This window comes from Actinomadura montaniterrae, from assembly GCF_008923365.1.
In the GTDB taxonomy this organism is placed as follows: Bacteria; Actinomycetota; Actinomycetes; order Streptosporangiales; family Streptosporangiaceae; genus Spirillospora; species Spirillospora montaniterrae.
Map to the genome: position 1 here is coordinate 1 of NZ_WBMR01000060.1, position 14423 is coordinate 14423.

Annotated in this window: 13 protein-coding genes and 1 tRNA gene; 10 read left to right on the forward strand and 4 right to left on the reverse strand. The window is 72.2% G+C overall.

What is annotated here, in order from left to right; genetic code table 11:
* The 5 genes from F9B16_RS21125 to F9B16_RS21145 all read left to right on the forward strand — a co-directional run.
* On the forward strand, positions 1-918 hold a 918-nt coding region (locus F9B16_RS21125), incomplete at its 5' end, for a carbohydrate ABC transporter permease (protein ID WP_225991815.1).
* The gene (locus tag F9B16_RS21130) at positions 915-1742 is read left to right on the forward strand and encodes a carbohydrate ABC transporter permease (RefSeq protein WP_151541836.1); all 828 of its coding nucleotides are present in this window, start codon (positions 915-917) and stop codon (positions 1740-1742) included. The genes F9B16_RS21125 and F9B16_RS21130, both read left to right, overlap by 4 nt.
* Entirely contained in the window at positions 1742-2866 is a 1125-nt protein-coding gene (locus F9B16_RS21135; RefSeq protein WP_151541837.1) for an ABC transporter ATP-binding protein, read from the forward strand. Before F9B16_RS21130 ends, F9B16_RS21135 begins: the two co-directional genes overlap by 1 nt.
* On the forward strand, positions 2863-4062 hold the full coding sequence (locus F9B16_RS21140) for a CehA/McbA family metallohydrolase (RefSeq protein ID WP_151541838.1): 1200 nt from the start codon (positions 2863-2865) through the stop codon (positions 4060-4062). The genes F9B16_RS21135 and F9B16_RS21140 overlap by 4 nt, the downstream gene beginning before the upstream one ends.
* A 14-nt stretch (positions 4063-4076) precedes the next feature.
* A complete protein-coding gene (locus tag F9B16_RS21145) occupies positions 4077-6785 on the forward strand; it encodes a glycoside hydrolase family 38 N-terminal domain-containing protein (protein WP_151541839.1) in 2709 nt (902 codons plus the stop codon).
* Between the two features lie 42 nt (positions 6786-6827).
* Here F9B16_RS21145 and ppgK read toward each other — a convergent pair whose 3' ends face one another.
* A complete protein-coding gene (gene ppgK, locus F9B16_RS21150; RefSeq protein ID WP_151541840.1) occupies positions 6828-7580 on the reverse strand; it encodes a polyphosphate--glucose phosphotransferase in 753 nt (250 codons plus the stop codon).
* Between the two features lie 132 nt (positions 7581-7712).
* Between ppgK and sthA the strand changes: the two genes are divergently transcribed.
* A complete protein-coding gene (gene sthA, locus F9B16_RS21155) occupies positions 7713-9125 on the forward strand; it encodes a Si-specific NAD(P)(+) transhydrogenase (RefSeq protein ID WP_151541841.1) in 1413 nt (470 codons plus the stop codon).
* On the opposite strand, the gene F9B16_RS21160 is transcribed toward sthA, so the two are convergent.
* The gene (locus F9B16_RS21160; RefSeq protein WP_151541842.1) at positions 9126-9539 is read right to left on the reverse strand and encodes an SsgA family sporulation/cell division regulator; all 414 of its coding nucleotides are present in this window, start codon (positions 9537-9539) and stop codon (positions 9126-9128) included.
* Between the two features lie 327 nt (positions 9540-9866).
* On the opposite strand from F9B16_RS21160, the gene F9B16_RS21165 reads away from it, so the two are divergent.
* The 3 genes from F9B16_RS21165 to F9B16_RS21175 all read left to right on the forward strand — a co-directional run bounded on the left by F9B16_RS21165 (position 9867) and on the right by F9B16_RS21175 (position 11446).
* A complete protein-coding gene (locus F9B16_RS21165) occupies positions 9867-10244 on the forward strand; it encodes a PGPGW domain-containing protein (RefSeq protein ID WP_225991816.1) in 378 nt (125 codons plus the stop codon).
* 24 nt (positions 10245-10268) lie between these two features.
* The gene (locus tag F9B16_RS21170) at positions 10269-11294 is read left to right on the forward strand and encodes an ABC-2 transporter permease (RefSeq protein WP_151541844.1); all 1026 of its coding nucleotides are present in this window, start codon (positions 10269-10271) and stop codon (positions 11292-11294) included.
* Between the two features lie 80 nt (positions 11295-11374).
* A tRNA-Val gene (locus tag F9B16_RS21175) sits at positions 11375-11446 on the forward strand.
* Between the two features lie 392 nt (positions 11447-11838).
* Here F9B16_RS21175 and F9B16_RS53890 read toward each other — a convergent pair.
* Entirely contained in the window at positions 11839-12060 is a 222-nt protein-coding gene (locus tag F9B16_RS53890; RefSeq protein WP_318839248.1) for a helix-turn-helix domain-containing protein, read from the reverse strand.
* Between the two features lie 493 nt (positions 12061-12553).
* Here F9B16_RS53890 and F9B16_RS51015 point away from each other — a divergent pair, with 493 nt between their 5' ends.
* Positions 12554-13069, forward strand: a complete 516-nt coding sequence (locus tag F9B16_RS51015) for a hypothetical protein (RefSeq protein WP_192808912.1) — start codon at positions 12554-12556, stop codon at positions 13067-13069.
* 403 nt (positions 13070-13472) lie between these two features.
* On the opposite strand, the gene F9B16_RS21190 is transcribed toward F9B16_RS51015, so the two are convergent.
* The gene (locus F9B16_RS21190) at positions 13473-14390 is read right to left on the reverse strand and encodes a LysR family transcriptional regulator (RefSeq protein ID WP_192808913.1); all 918 of its coding nucleotides are present in this window, start codon (positions 14388-14390) and stop codon (positions 13473-13475) included.
* Positions 14391-14423 lie beyond the last annotated feature (33 nt).

A 14423-nucleotide genomic window follows, 5' to 3' on the forward strand; every position in this document is an offset into this window, starting at 1 on the left:
GCCGGCGGGGACGCGGCGGGGCTCGGACGCGGGCGCGCGGCGGCGTTCGTCGCGCCCGCGCTGGTCCTCATCGCGGTGTTCCTCGTCTTCCCGGCGCTCTGGACGCTCTACCTCGGCACGACCGACTACCGGCTGACCGGGATCGCCGCCAGCGAGCCGAAGTTCGTCGGCGTGCGCAACTACGGCGACGTGCTCGGCGACGGCGACTTCCACCATTCGCTGTGGCTGACGCTGCAGTTCGTGCTCGGCTCGGCGGTGATCGGGCAGACCCTGCTCGGGTTCGCGATCGCGTGGGTGATGCGCGACCGGAAGGGCCTCGTCCGGCGGGTCGTGGAGGCGCTGGTGCTGCTGGCGTGGATCCTGCCGGGGTCGGTGATCGCCTTCCTGTGGATCGCGCTGCTGGACCGCGACGGCGGCACGCTGAACGCGCTGCTCGGCACGCCCGGCACGGCGTGGCTGATCGACCATCCGATGGCGTGCGTGATCGTGTTCAACGTCTGGCACGGCACCGCGTTCTCGATGATGCTGTACGGGGCCGCGCTCGGGAACGTTCCACCGTCGCATCTGGAGACCGCCAGGCTGGCCGGCGCGTCCACGCTCCAGACGCTGCGGGACGCGGTGCTGCCGCGCATCCGCGGGCACGTGCTGACGAGCCTGCTGCTGATCAGCCTGTGGACGTTCAACGACTTCACCCCGTTCCTCATCACGGCCGGCGGGCCGGACCGGCGGTCGGAGATCATGTCGGTGTACGTGTACCGGACCGCGCTCGGCGACGGCCGGCTCGGCTTCGGCGCCGCCATCTCGCTGATCATGATCCTGATCAACCTCGTGATCGCCCTGGTCTACCTGCGCGCGCTGCGCGAGCGGGGGCGCCGGGAGCGGGGCCGGCGCGAGCCGCGAGAGGCGGTGGCGGCGTGAACACGGTCGTCCGCGAGACGCTGCGCAGGATCGGCCTGGCCACGTTCGTGTCGGCCGTCCTCGGGTTCTTCGCGCTGCCGCTGCTGTGGCTCGCGTTCACGCCGTTCGACGCGAATCCCGGCATCGCGGCGTCCCTGCCCGACTTCACCCTGCACAACTTCAAGATCCTGATGGACAACCCGTACGCGCTGGAGTCGATGCGCAACTCGGTGCTGCTCGCCGCCGCGACGGCGCTGCTCGTGGTCGTGTGCGCGGCGCTCGCGGCGTACGCGCTGAGCCGCGTCCGGGTGCCGGGACGGGACGCGCTGCTGTACGTCCTGCTCCTGCTGTCGTCCATCATCACCGGGACGGCGGCGATGGTGCCGATCTTCCTGCTGGCCTTCAACCTGCACCTGATCGACTCGCGCCTCGGCGTGGTCCTGGTGCTGACCGGCGGGCTGCTTCCGGCCGCGATCTTCCTGCTCAAGGACTTCACCGACGCGACGCCGACATCCTACGAGGAGGCCGCGCGGGTGTTCGGCGCGTCGCCGCTGCAGATCCTGCGGCACGTGGTCGTCCCGGTGATCCGCCCCGGCCTCGCCACGGTCGGGGTGTGGACGGTCGCGCAGGTGTGGGGCGACTTCCTGATGCCGTTCCTGCTGCTGCGCAACCCGGACAAGGCGCCCGCGTCCGTGATCATGTACACGTTCTACACCGAGGGCGGCCAGCCCGACCTGCCCCTGATCTCCACGTTCTCGCTGCTGTACTCCCTGCCGGTCGTGGTCATGTATCTGTTCGTGAGCCGCCGGTACGGGTTCCGCTTCCACGGAGGGATCAAGCGCTGATGGCGGCCATCACCATTCGGGAGCTGACCAAGGTCTATCCGGGCGGCGTGCGGGCCCTGGACGCGCTCGACCTCGACGTGGCGGACGGCGAGTTCTTCGCGCTGCTCGGCCCGTCCGGCTGCGGCAAGACCACGCTGCTGCGGACCGTCGCCGGGCTGGAGTCGGCGACGTCCGGGACGGTCGCGCTCGGCGGCGCCGACGTCACCCGCCTGCCGCCGGGCCGCCGCGACGTCGGCATGGTGTTCCAGGACTACGCGCTCTTCCCGCACATGAGCGTCCTGGACAACATCGCCTACCCGCTGAAGATCAAGAAGCGGGGCAGGGGCGACCGGCACGCGCGCGCCGCCGAGGCCGCCGACTACCTGGGCCTGGAGGGGCTCGGGAAGCGGCGCCCCGGCGAGCTCTCGGGCGGCCAGCAGCAGCGCGTCGCGCTGGCCCGCGCGCTCGTCGCCGAACCGCGGATCTTCCTGCTGGACGAGCCGCTGTCCAACCTCGACGCGCGGCTGCGCCTGGAGGCCCGCACGTTCCTCAAGCGGCTGCAGAAGGAACTGGCCGTGACCACCGTGTTCGTCACCCACGACCAGGCGGAGGCGCTCGCGCTCGCCGACCGGATCGCGGTCATGGAGAAGGGCCGGATCCGGCAGCTCGGCACGCCCACCGAGGTGTTCCGGCGCCCCGCGAACCTGTTCGTCGCGTCGTTCATCGGCTCCACGCCCATGAACCTGCTGCCCGGCCGCGTCGAGGGGGAGCACGTCGTCGCGGCCGGCGCCCTCCTGCCCCTGCCGGACGAAGCGCGCGCGCTCACGGCGGGGGAGGAGATCGTCTGCGGGGTACGACCCGAGTACCTCGACTACACCGACCGGCCCGCCGACGGCGCGTTCGCCGGGCGGGTGTCGGTGGTCGAGCACCTGGGCGGCAGCGCCCTGGTGACGCTGGACGTGGAGGGCGAACCGGTGCATGTCGTCGTGGGGGAGGGGCGCGAGCCCGCGCCCGGCGACGAGGGCTGGGCGCTGCCCCGGCCCGGCCGCGTCCTGCTGTACCGGGACGGCGAGCTGGTGACCGCGCCCCGCGAGTCCGATGTGCCGGAACCGAGGATGGCCCCGACCGGGAAGGAGAACGGATGACCGTTCATCGGGGGAGATGGACCCTGGAAGACCGCCTCGAGCAGGGGCTGCGGGAACTGCCGTTCGACGTCCCGGCCGGGACGGCCGCGGTCACGGTGGAGCTGTCGTTCGACGGCGGCGTCATCGACCTCGGCTGCGGCGGGCCCGGCGGGTTCCGCGGCTGGTCCGGCGGCGCCCGCCGCGCCTACACGGTCGCCGCGGACTGGGCGACGCCCGGCTACCTGCCGGGCGAGCTGGAACCGGGCACCTGGCACGTCTGGCTCGGCCTGCACCGGATCCCGCCCGACGGCGTCCCGTACGAGGTCACGGTGACCACATCCTCGTCGCTGCCGCCGCGTCCGGAAGCGCCGGCGCCGCCGCCCCGTCCCGAGCGCCCGCCGCGCCGCGACCTGCCCGCGCCGTCCGGAATGCGGTGGCTCGCGGGAGACCTGCACTCGCACACCGTGCACAGCGACGGCACGCTCACCGTCCACGAGCTGGCCTGCCTCGCCGCGTCGCGCGGTCTGGACTACCTCGCGGTGACCGACCACAACACCGTCAGCCACCACCCCGAGCTGCCCGCCGCCGGCGCGCACGCGGGCGTCCTGCTGCTGCCCGGCCAGGAGGTCACCACCGACCTCGGGCACGCCAACGTGTTCGGCGACACCGGCTGGGTCGACTTCCGCCGCCCGAGCGCCGACTGGGCCGCGTTCGCGGACGCGCGCGGCGGCCTGATGTCGATCAACCATCCGCTCAGCGGCGACTGCGCGTGGCGCCGCCCGCTGCCGCCCGAGTCCCGGCCGCGGTTCGCCGAGATCTGGCACCCGTCCTGGTGGGACCGGCGCTGGGGCGCCCCGCTGGCCTGGGCGGACGTGTGGCGGCCGACGGGGGTCGTCCCGCTCGGCGGCAGCGACTTCCACGACCCTGAGCAGTTCAAGAACCTCGGCGAGCCCGTCACCTGGGCGCTCGCCGAGGAGGACCGGGTCCTCGACGCGCTCGCCGCCGGGCGGGTGGCGATCTCCGCGGGCCCGGACGCGCCGGTCCTGCTGCGCGTCGAGGACGAGCTGATCGCGCTGGACGCCGACGGCACCGTCCTGTGCCGGCCGGACGGGCGGCGCGTCGCCGTCCGGGGCGACAAGGTCCGGATCCCGGCCGAGGGACCGGGGATGCACCGCCTGGAATCGCATGAGAACGAGGTGATCGCACTGTGCGGCTGACCGACGGTGCGCGGATGGACGCCCCTGAGATCGTCGTCGTCCCCCACACCCACTGGGACCGCGAGTGGTACCTGCCGTTCCAGCGGTTCCGGCTGCGGCTGGTGTCGCTGATGGACGGCGTCGTCGACCGGATGGAGGCCGATCCGCGCTGGCGCTTCACCCTCGACGGCCAGATGGCCGCCGTCGACGACTACCTGGAGATCCGCCCCGAGCGGCGCGAGCGCGTCGCCGCGCTGGTCCGGGACGGGCGCCTCGCCGTCGGGCCGTGGCAGATCCTGCACGACGAGTTCCTCTGCTCGGGGGAGAACATCGTCCGGAACCTGGAGCTCGGCATGCGCCGCGCCGAGGAGCTCGGCGCGGCGATGATGGTCGGCTACCTGCCCGACCAGTTCGGACATTGCGCGCAGACGCCGCAGATCCTCCGGCTCGCGGGGATCGAGCACGCGTGCGTGTGGCGCGGCGTCCCCGACCGCGTCCGGACCAGGTCGTTCGCGTGGGAGGCGCCGGACGGCACCGCGATCCGCACCCAGTACCTGCCCGAGGGCGGCTACGGCAACGCCGCGTCGATGTTCGAGGACTTCGCGGACGGCGCGTCGCTGCTGCCCGGCCGCGCCGCCGGGTTCGCCGAGGCGATGGGCCGCTGGTACCCCGACGACGGGCCGCTGCTGGCGATGTACGGCGCCGACCACACCGCGCCCGCCGCCGACCTCGCCGACCGTGTCGGCGGCGCCGGCGTCGAGATGCGGCTGGACACCCTCGCCGGGTATTTCGCCGCGCAGGACCCGTCCACCGACGGCCTGCCGCGCGTGCGCGGGGAGCTGCGCTCGCACGCCCGCGCCAACATCCTGCCCGGCGTGATCTCGGTGCGGCCCCGGCTGAAGCAGCTGATGGGACGCGCCGAGCGGCTCGTCGAACGGTACGCCGAACCGCTCGCCGCGCTCTGGTACGCGGACGACGCGCAGCGGTTCCTGGACCTGGCGTGGCGGCGGCTCATCGAGGTCAGCTGCCACGACTCGGTCACCGGCTGCGGCAGCGACGAGACCGCCGAGCAGGTCGCCGCCCGGATGGCGGAGGCCGAGCAGCTCGGGCGGGCGGTCTGCGACCTCGTCACCGCCGAGCGTGCCGCGGCCGTCCCGCTCGGCGCGCACCTGGTCTTCAACCCGACCCCGGACGTCCGGACCGGGCTGGTGTTCCTCGACGTCCCCGACGACGGCGAGGCCGGGCTGGAGACGGGCGACGGACGCCCGGTGCCCGTCCAGGTCCTGGAGACGGCGCCGACCGTGCTGGACGACGCCGTCCACCCCGCGTCCGCCCTGCCCGTCCTGCTGGAACGCGTGTACGGGCGGGTGCTGTTCGGGCAGGAGATCCGCGACTGGTCGGTGTCGCGGGACGACCGGACGCTCACCTTCCACGTCACGGCCCGCGCGGCCACCCCGTTCGACATCGGCGACGTGCGGGCGGCGCTGGACGGCGCCGACGGCGAGTGGCGGGTCCGGATCCTGGCGGACCCGCGCCGGACGGTCGCCGCGCTCGTCGAGGCGCCGCCGCTGGGGCTCGTGACCGTCCGCCCCGGCGGGCCCATCGCGTCCCCGGACGCCCCGGTCTCCGCTGACGGGAACGCCCTGGACAACGGGCTGCTGCGCGCCGAGGTCCGCGACGACGGCACGGTCGGGCTGCGCACGCCCGGCGGCGTCGTGGTCGAGGGCATCGGCCGGATCGTGGACGGCGGAGACCTCGGCGACTCCTACAATTACGCCCCGCCCGCCGCCGACCGCCTCGTCGGCGACCCGGTGTCGGTGCGGGTGGAGCCGGTCTGGGACGGGCCGCTCGCCGCCGCGCTCGACATCGTCCGGACGTACCGCTGGCCCGCGTCCGGAGACGTCGCCGCCGACGCCCGGTCCGCGGCGGAGGAGGACGTCACCGTCGTCACCCGCGCCGAGCTGCGCGCCGGCGAGCTGTTCCTGCGGCTGCGCGTCACCTTCGACAACCGGTGCGCGGACCACCGCGTCCGGCTCCACACTCCGCTGCCCCGGCAGGCGGAGTCGTCGTTCGCCGAAGGGCAGTTCGCCATCGTCGAGCGCGGGCTGACCGCCGAGGGCGGGTTCGGGGAACGGCCGCTGCCGACCTACCCCGCGAACGGTTTCGCCGCCGCGGGCGGCCTGGCCGTCCTGCTGGAGCACGTCACCGAGTACGAGGTCACCGGCGGCGGGCGCGAGATGGCGCTCACGCTGATGCGTTCGATCGGCTACCTGTCCCGCGACCGCAACGCCTACCGCGACCAGCCCGCCGGCCCGCAGCTGCCGACGCCGGGCGCCCAGTCCCGCGGCGAGCGGACGGTCGGGCTGGCGATCATGCCCTACGACGGCGATCGGCCCGGCGACGACGTCGTCGCGGCCGCCGAACGCTACCGCCACGACCTGCTCGCCGCCGCCGGCTACGGCCCGGCGGACGCGCCCGCCCCGCCCTCCCGGGACGGCATCGCGATCACCGGCCCCGGCGTCGCCATGACCTCCCTGCGCCCCCGCGGCGACGGCTGGCTGGAGGCCCGGATGGTCGCCGAGACGGCGGAGCCCACCACCGCGGTGCTGCGCGGGACGTTCACCGAAGCCACCCGCGCCGACCTGCGCGGACGCCCCGGCCTGCCGCTCGACGTGCACGACGGCACCGCGACCCTCGCGCTGCGCCCCTGGGAGATCGCCACCGTCCGCCTCCGCCCGCGCTGAGTCGTCGTCATGGCGGCCGCCATGACGACGACCCGCCGCGACTCAGCGGGGGGCCGGGTGCGCGGCGGCCGCCGCCATCGCCGCGCCCACGATCCCGGCGTTGTTCACCAGCCGCGCCGGGACGATCGGCGCCCGCACGCCCTCGATCAGCGGGACGAACCGGTCCGCCTTCTTGCTCACCCCGCCGCCCACGATGATCAGCGACGGCGAGATCAGCGCCTCCAGGCGCGCCATGTACTCGCTCAGCCGCTTCGCCCACCGCTCCCAGCCGAGGTCGTGCTCCTCGCGGGCCTTCGCCGACGCCCGCACCTCGGCGTCCTTCCCGCGGATCTCGATGTGCCCGAACTCGGTGTTCGGCACCAGCACCCCGTCGGTGAACAGGGCGCTGCCGATGCCCGTCCCGAGCGTCAGCACCACCACCGTCCCCTTGCGGCCGCGGCCCGCGCCGAGCCGCATCTCCGCCACCCCGGCCGCGTCCGCGTCGTTGAGCAGGGTGATCTCCCGCCCGGTCGCGTCCGCGATCAGCGCCGCCGCGTCCAGCCCCACCCAGTGCTCGGACACGTTCGCCGCCGACAGCGTCACCCCGTCGATCACCACGCCCGGGTAGGTGACGCCGACCGGGCCGTCCCACCCGAAGTGCTCCACCACCTCCGCGAGCACCTTCGCGACCGCGTCCGGCCTGGACGGCTGCGGCGTCGCGACCCGGTACCGGTCCGCGGTGAACTCCCCGGTGGACAGGTCGACCGGCGCGCCCTTGATCCCCGACCCGCCGATGTCGATTCCCAGCATCCGCATCCTCATGACCTACCCCTGCCCCCGGCTCCTGACCGGTCTGTGCCCGCTCGACGGCCAGGGTAGGCCGTGAAGATCATGATTCGTCCGCGGGAAACCCTTATGCCTGGCGCGCGCCCCGGTCAGACTGGGGACGTGAATGACTTCGATCTCCTCGTCCTCGGTTCGGGGCCCGGCGGGCAGCGCGCGGCCATCGCCGCCGCCAAACTCGGCCGGAAGGTGGCCGTCGTCGATCGCCGCGAGATGCTCGGCGGGGTCTGCATCAACACCGGGACGATCCCGTCCAAGACCCTCCGCGAGGCCGTCCTCTACCTCACCGGCCTCAACCAGCGCGAGCTGTACGGCCAGAGCTACCGGGTCAAGGACGACATCACGGTCGCCGACCTCGGCATGCGGACCCAGCACGTCATCGGCCGCGAGATCGACGTGATCCGCAGCCAGCTGGCCCGCAACCACGTCACCGTGCTGCCCGGCACCGGCCGGTTCGTCGAGCCGAACGCCGTCGCGGTCTCCGGCGGGCGCGAGCCGGGCGGGCGGGAGCAGAAGGTCACCGCCGACAGGATCGTGATCGCGACCGGCACCCGCCCGGCGCGCCCGGAGAGCGTCGCGTTCGACGAGAAGACGATCATCGACTCGGACGGCATCATCAACCTGGACCACGTCCCCGAGACGATGGTCGTGGTCGGCGCCGGGGTGATCGGCATCGAGTACGCCTCGATGTTCGCCGCGCTCGGCACCAAGGTCACCGTGGTCGAGCGGCGCGACCGGATGCTCGAGTTCTGCGACCTGGAGATCGTCGAGGCCCTCAAGTACCACCTGCGCGACCTCGCGGTCACCTTCCGGTTCGGCGAGACCGTCGCGTCCGTGGAGCGGATGGCGCGCGGCGCGATCACCGTCCTGGAGAGCGGCAAGCGCATCCCCGCCGACACCGTGATGTACTCCGCCGGGCGCCAGGGCATGACCGACGACCTGCAGCTGGAGGCCGCCGGGCTCGCCGCCGACCACCGCGGCCGGATCAAGGTGGACGAGCACTACCGCACGGAGGTCCCGCACATCTACGCGGTCGGCGACGTGATCGGCTTCCCGTCCCTGGCCGCCACCTCGATGGAGCAGGGGCGCCTCGCGGCCCACCACGCGTGCGGCGAGCCGGTGTCCGACATCATCGACCTGCAGCCGATCGGGATCTACACCATCCCGGAGATCAGCTTCGTCGGCCGGACCGAGGACGCCCTGACCGAGGCCAAGGTGCCGTTCGAGGTCGGCGTGTCGCGCTACCGGGAGCTGGCCCGCGGCCAGATCATCGGGGACTCCTACGGGATGCTGAAGCTGCTGGTCTCCCCGGACGACCGCAGGCTCCTCGGCGTCCACGTCTTCGGCACCGGGGCCACCGAACTGGTGCACATCGGGCAGACGGTCATGGGCCTGGGCGGCACCGTCGACTACCTGGTCAACGCGGTGTTCAACTACCCGACCCTGGCCGAGTCCTACAAGGTCGCCGCCCTGGACGCGATGAACAAGATGCGCCACATGGCCCGGCTGAGCGAGTGATCACGACGGCCAGAGCAGGTTCTCCAGCTCGTCGTCGATGTCGATGAACTCGCTCTCCTCACCGGCCGGGACGGCCTGGTAGGTGCGGTGCAGGAAGTCGGCCAGGGGCGGGAGCGGCACCTCGAACAGGGCGTTGCCGAACGGCGACGACAACGCGATGTTCAGCGTGCCGTCGTCCCGGGCCGGCCAGACCTCGACGTCCCCGTCCCCGACCTTGCGCACGATCCCCACGGTGAGCAGCTCCCGTGCGAAGATCCACTCCACCGGCTCGTCGTCGCCCACGTAGAACGCCATCCGGATCGCGTACGGGTCGTCGGCCGCGTACTCCAGCCCGGCGAGCAGGGGGACGCTCGTGCGGTCGGGGACGACGAGACGAAGGCCCAGCTCCGCTGAGACTGTGGTACTGCTGTTCATGGCCATTCCCTCTTACGTCGGTCCCGCTGGCTCGCGGGGTGCTCCGGTGAGTGCTTCTCCCTCACTCGGATGTCCCCCCGATCTATGACGCCTAACTGCCGCGGCGCGGTCCGACATTCCAAGCCCCCCGGCCATTGTGATCCATCTCACTCTCGCAAAACCGCCTTCTGACCTGCGCAAAAGCGGATCTTCGCCAGAAGATCGACTTCTGTCGGCGGCCCGCTCGGGGCGGGTAGGCTCGCAGGGTGAGGCGGCGATCTCCCGGCCAAGGGTAAAACTGTGACAATTAATGACGAAAAGGATGCTCCACCGGGCGAACCCGGCCCCGTGAAGCGCTTCCGCGAGTCCATCCGGCGCAACCCGATCCTCAACACCGCATGGCGCGCGGGCGTCTTCGCCGTCGGCGCGACCGTCCTCGCCGGCGGCCTCGTCATGATGGTCACCCCGGGGCCCGGCATCGTCGGGATCATCCTCGGCCTGGCCATCCTCGCCACCGAGTTCGCCTGGGCCCAGACCGCCCTCCACCGCGCCAAGGCCGCCGCCGAACGCGCCAAGGAGAAGGCCCTCGACCCCCGCAAGCGCCGCCGCAACACCGTCCTCGGCGCCACCGGAGGCGTCCTCGCCGGCGCCCTCGTCGTCGGCTACCTCGCCGCCTACGGCTTCGCCCTGCCGTGGAACGTCGAGGACCTCACCTTCTGGAACTGATCATCGATCACCTAGCGTGATCCCATGGATCACGCCCGTCACCGGACGGCCCGCGAGCACTGGACGGCCTTCCGGGAGTCCCCGTTCCTCCCCGCCGTCGTCCTGCTGTTCATCCTCGCCGCCGCCGCGGGCCTGTTCGCCGGCTCCTACTGCTACGCGATGGCCAACCCCGCGCCCCGCCACATCCCCGTGGCCGTCACCGGCCACGGGGAGTCCGCCCACCTCGTCCAGGCCCTCGACGCCGGCCTCGACACCTCCCTGTCCGTCCGCCACTACGCCGCCTACGCCTCCGCCCGCGCCGCCGTCGAGGAGCAGCGCGAGTTCGCCATCCTCGTCCTCCAGGGCGACCGCGCCCAGCTGGACGTCGCGGCCGCCGCCGGCGCGTCCGTCTCCCGCCTCCTCGCCCAGGCCGCCCCGATCGCCGGCAAGAAGACCGGCGTGCCCCTCACCGTCCTCGACATCAAGCCGCTCCAGCCCACCGACCCCCAGGGCCTGGCGATCTTCTACATCTCCCTCGCCTCGGTGATCATCGGTTTCGTCGGCGCGATCCAGCTCAGCGTGCACGCCCGCGCCCTCAACGCCGGCGAGCGCATCTGCTTCATCGCCGCCTACGCCGTCCTCGGCGGCTTCGCGATCTGCGCCGTCGTCGACTGGCTCCTCGGCGTCCTCGACCTGCCCTTCCGCGAATCCTGGGGCATCTGCGCGCTCACCATGTTCACCAGCGGCATGGTCTTCACGATGTTCAACACCCTCGTCGGCCGCTGGGCCATGATCCCCACCTGGGGCCTGATGGTCCTGATCGGCAACCCGTCGTCCGGAGGCGCCGTCTCCTGGCCCCTCCTGCCGTCCCCGCTCGGCGTGATCGGCCGCTGGCTCCCGCCCGGCGCGTCCGTGAACGCCCAGCACACCGCCATCTACTTCCACGCCCACCAGCACGTCCTGCCGTTCATCGTCCTGGCCGCCTGGTCCCTCGCCGCCACCGCCGTCTTCCTCATCTGGCGCCACCGCCACCCCGGCGGCCGCGACACCACCCCCGCCCACGCCCGCTGACCGCGCCGCTCGAGGAGCGAGCACCCCCCGACATGCGCTAGAGTTTCCGACGTCGGAACACCCCACAACCCGTTCCGCCGGGGCGATTAGCTCAGTGGGAGAGCGCTTCGTTCACACCGAAGAGGTCACTGGTTCGAACCCAGTATCGCCCACCTCAAGTTTCCGCAGGTCAGGGCACGTTTCGTCGTTGATTCCGGCGGTTTCCCGCTGACCTCTTCGTAGATTCGGGAGCCAATCGGGGTGCCGCTTCGGGGATCCCGAAGAAGTCGCCCAAGCCGCGCCGGCCTCACCGACTGCGTCGGGGGCCGGCCGGGCCCAGCGCGCGTCCCATCGAGTTGAACGACTCACCTGCGCGCCATCGCTGCCAGATCTCATCCTGCTGAGTTGGCGAGAACCCGTGGTCCCGCACACGACCCCCCATCACCACAAGATCAACTTTTCGTATGACTGATCATTTGAGCCCAAGAAGGCTATTGAAGATCGTGGGTCGCCTCGTAGATCCGAATGGGGGTCTCCCCAAGGCCCGTCCATCGCTCGCGAGGGGTCACTCGTTCACGGCCGCGCTGATGGGCTCTGTGATGGGCTCGACCTCGGAGACTGCCGCTGCGACCTCGGGGACGGCGTCACCGAGGCCCATGTCGAGGTGTTCCATGTGGTAGGGATCCTGGTCGAGGAGTTCGGCGACGTGGTCGTCGTACAGCGTGTACAGCACTGAGCGGCCCTGGCGGGTGCTGGTCACCAGGCCGAGGTTGGGCAGGTCGACCAAGTCGCCCTCGACGAGACCGGCATCCTCACCCAGGGCGTTCCGCAGGCCAGCGAAATCCGCCCGCTGGCGGCGACGGGCCTGATCGAGGAGGAGCTACTAGGGCTGGCGGCGGGAGCTGAGCATCCCAGCGAGCCCCCCTCGTCCGCGCCATCGTCGACGCCGCGCGCCCGCGGCCTGGAGGTCCCCGTCGCGGTCGACTTCGCCTCCACCCCCGGCACCGGCTTCACCGCTACCATCGATGGCCGCCTGGTCGTAGTGGGCAGCCCCGCCCGGCTGCAGGCCGGCGGGCACCCCGCGACCGTGGTCACCGCGCAACTGGAGGAGTAGGGACACACCGCGGTGCTGGTCGAACTCGACGGCACCCCGGCCGGGGTGCCCAGGATCATCGACCGGCTCCGGCCGGACGCCACGACCACCGTCACCGCGCTGACCGATCTCACCGGCACCAGCCCAATTCTGGTCAACGGCGACAACCCGCGCGCCGCCGCGTCACTTGGCCGCCGAAACCGACATCGGCGACGTCCGCGTGGGACCGCTCCCGCACGACAAGGTCACCGCCGTCCTCGAATTGCAGGAGCAGGGCCGCACGGGGCTGGTCGTCGCTGACGGCGTCAACGACGCGCCCGCGCTGGCCGCCACGCACACAGGCATCGCGATGGGCCGCGCCGGGCCCGGCCTCGCGCTGGAGACCGCCGACGCCGTCATCGCCCGCGACGAACTGGCCGCCGTCCTCGCCGTTATCAACCTCTCGCGGCGGGCCTGGCGGCTTGTGGTGCGGAACCTGGCCATCGCCGCTGCGTTCGTCACTCGCCGGCATCCTGCCGCTGCCCCGGCGTCGCCGGACACGAAGGCTCCACCATCATCGTCGGCTTTAACGGGCTGCGGCTTCTCGCCGAAGGGGCCTGACGCCGCGCTGTCCGCCCACGCCCAGCCCCTTTGCCCTGCCCTGCTTGCCTTGATCGCCTCTGTTCCCCCTGCCCGCCCGAGCCCGAAAGGACCGGACCGGTGAACGAGCACTCCTCGGGCACAGCCATCCCCAGCGACGACATCGCCATCATCGGGCTCGGACTGACCCTGAGGAAATGGACCGACACCGACGTGCCCGCCACGGCCGAGTTGCTCGACGAGCCACCGCCCGCACCTACCTCGACACCGCTCGCAACTTCCGCGCCGAAGGGAGCCGCGTGCAAATGGCCATCACCACCGACGGCCACACCCCAAGGCGAGATCCTGCTGCTCGAGGCCCACAACCACAACTGGGACACCGGCGGGACCTCGGAACTCGCCACGCCCCATAAACGTTCCCGAGATGTCCGTCGGCTCGGACGGTCACGAGGTCTCCGGTGGCTCTGCTTTCGTTGGTCTGTAACCCTCCACCAGAGATCGCACTGCTCAACGATCAACACGCACCGTCACACACCGTCATGCACCGGACTTCGGCAAGAGCCCTGGTCGTTGCCAACGGACGTCTTGGCGGCGGTGAGCAGGTCTGTTGCCAGTGCGCGCCGGGCGGGATGGGGGACTGCCAGTGCTGTGGGCACGAGGATCGGCGGGGTCGGCTCGATGAAGGAGACCGCCGCCGAGTCCGTGCGAACGGCGCTGGTGGGGAGCAGCGCCCAGCAGTGACCTGCGGCGATGGGGCCGGCGAGGATGTCCTGGGCGTGGGTGAGGGTGGGGCCGGGGGTGGGTGTGAAACCGGCGGCCTGGCAGGCGCCGGTGATCAGGTCGTGGGTGCCGGGGTCCTCCTCGCGCGGGGCGAGGGCGAGGGGCAGGTCGACCAGGGTCGCGAGATCGGCGGCGGTGGCCGCTCGCTGCGCGGGGACGGCGAGCAGGAGCGGCTCGTCCCACAGGTGGTGGGTGGCCACACCGGAGGTGCCGCGCGGCGGGGCCGAGACGAACGCGGCGTCCAGGTCCTCGGAGGCGACCGCGGCGAGTTTGGCCGGCACCGACGGCATGGTCGTCAGTTCGATCGTGACGTCGGGGCGGGCGGTGCGGAAAGCGGCGAGGATGTCCTCCAGGCGCCTGCCGAGTCCGCGTGCGCTGCCGACGCGCAGGGTGCCGGTGCCGCCGGCGGCCAAGTCGGCGGCTGCCTTCGCGGCGCGGTCGACGCCTCGGAGCGCGCGGCGGGCGTGGGGTAGGAAAGCCTCGCCGTCGGCGGTGAGCCTGATCTGGCGGCGCGAGCGGTCGAACAGGGCGAGTCCCAGTTCGCGTTCGAGGGCGGCGATCTGCTTGCTCACGGCCGGCTGGACGATGTGCAGCGACTCCGCGGCCCTGCCGAAGTGGCCGATCTCGGCGACGGCGACGAAGTAGCGAAGCTGGCGGACCTCCATTCGTGACCTCCACTGATTCCCATCGGTGATTGT

Coding starts and splice junctions, on each gene's coding strand:
- ppgK (WP_151541840.1), bottom strand. CDS start 7,580: ATGCGGATGCTGGGAATCGACATCGGCGGGTCGGGGATCAAGGGCGCG.
- F9B16_RS21140 (WP_151541838.1), top strand. CDS start 2,863: ATGACCGTTCATCGGGGGAGATGGACCCTGGAAGACCGCCTCGAGCAG.
- F9B16_RS21190 (WP_192808913.1), bottom strand. CDS start 14,390: ATGGAGGTCCGCCAGCTTCGCTACTTCGTCGCCGTCGCCGAGATCGGC.
- F9B16_RS21145 (WP_151541839.1), top strand. CDS start 4,077: ATGGACGCCCCTGAGATCGTCGTCGTCCCCCACACCCACTGGGACCGC.
- F9B16_RS21170 (WP_151541844.1), top strand. CDS start 10,269: ATGGATCACGCCCGTCACCGGACGGCCCGCGAGCACTGGACGGCCTTC.
- F9B16_RS21160 (WP_151541842.1), bottom strand. CDS start 9,539: ATGAACAGCAGTACCACAGTCTCAGCGGAGCTGGGCCTTCGTCTCGTC.
- F9B16_RS21135 (WP_151541837.1), top strand. CDS start 1,742: ATGGCGGCCATCACCATTCGGGAGCTGACCAAGGTCTATCCGGGCGGC.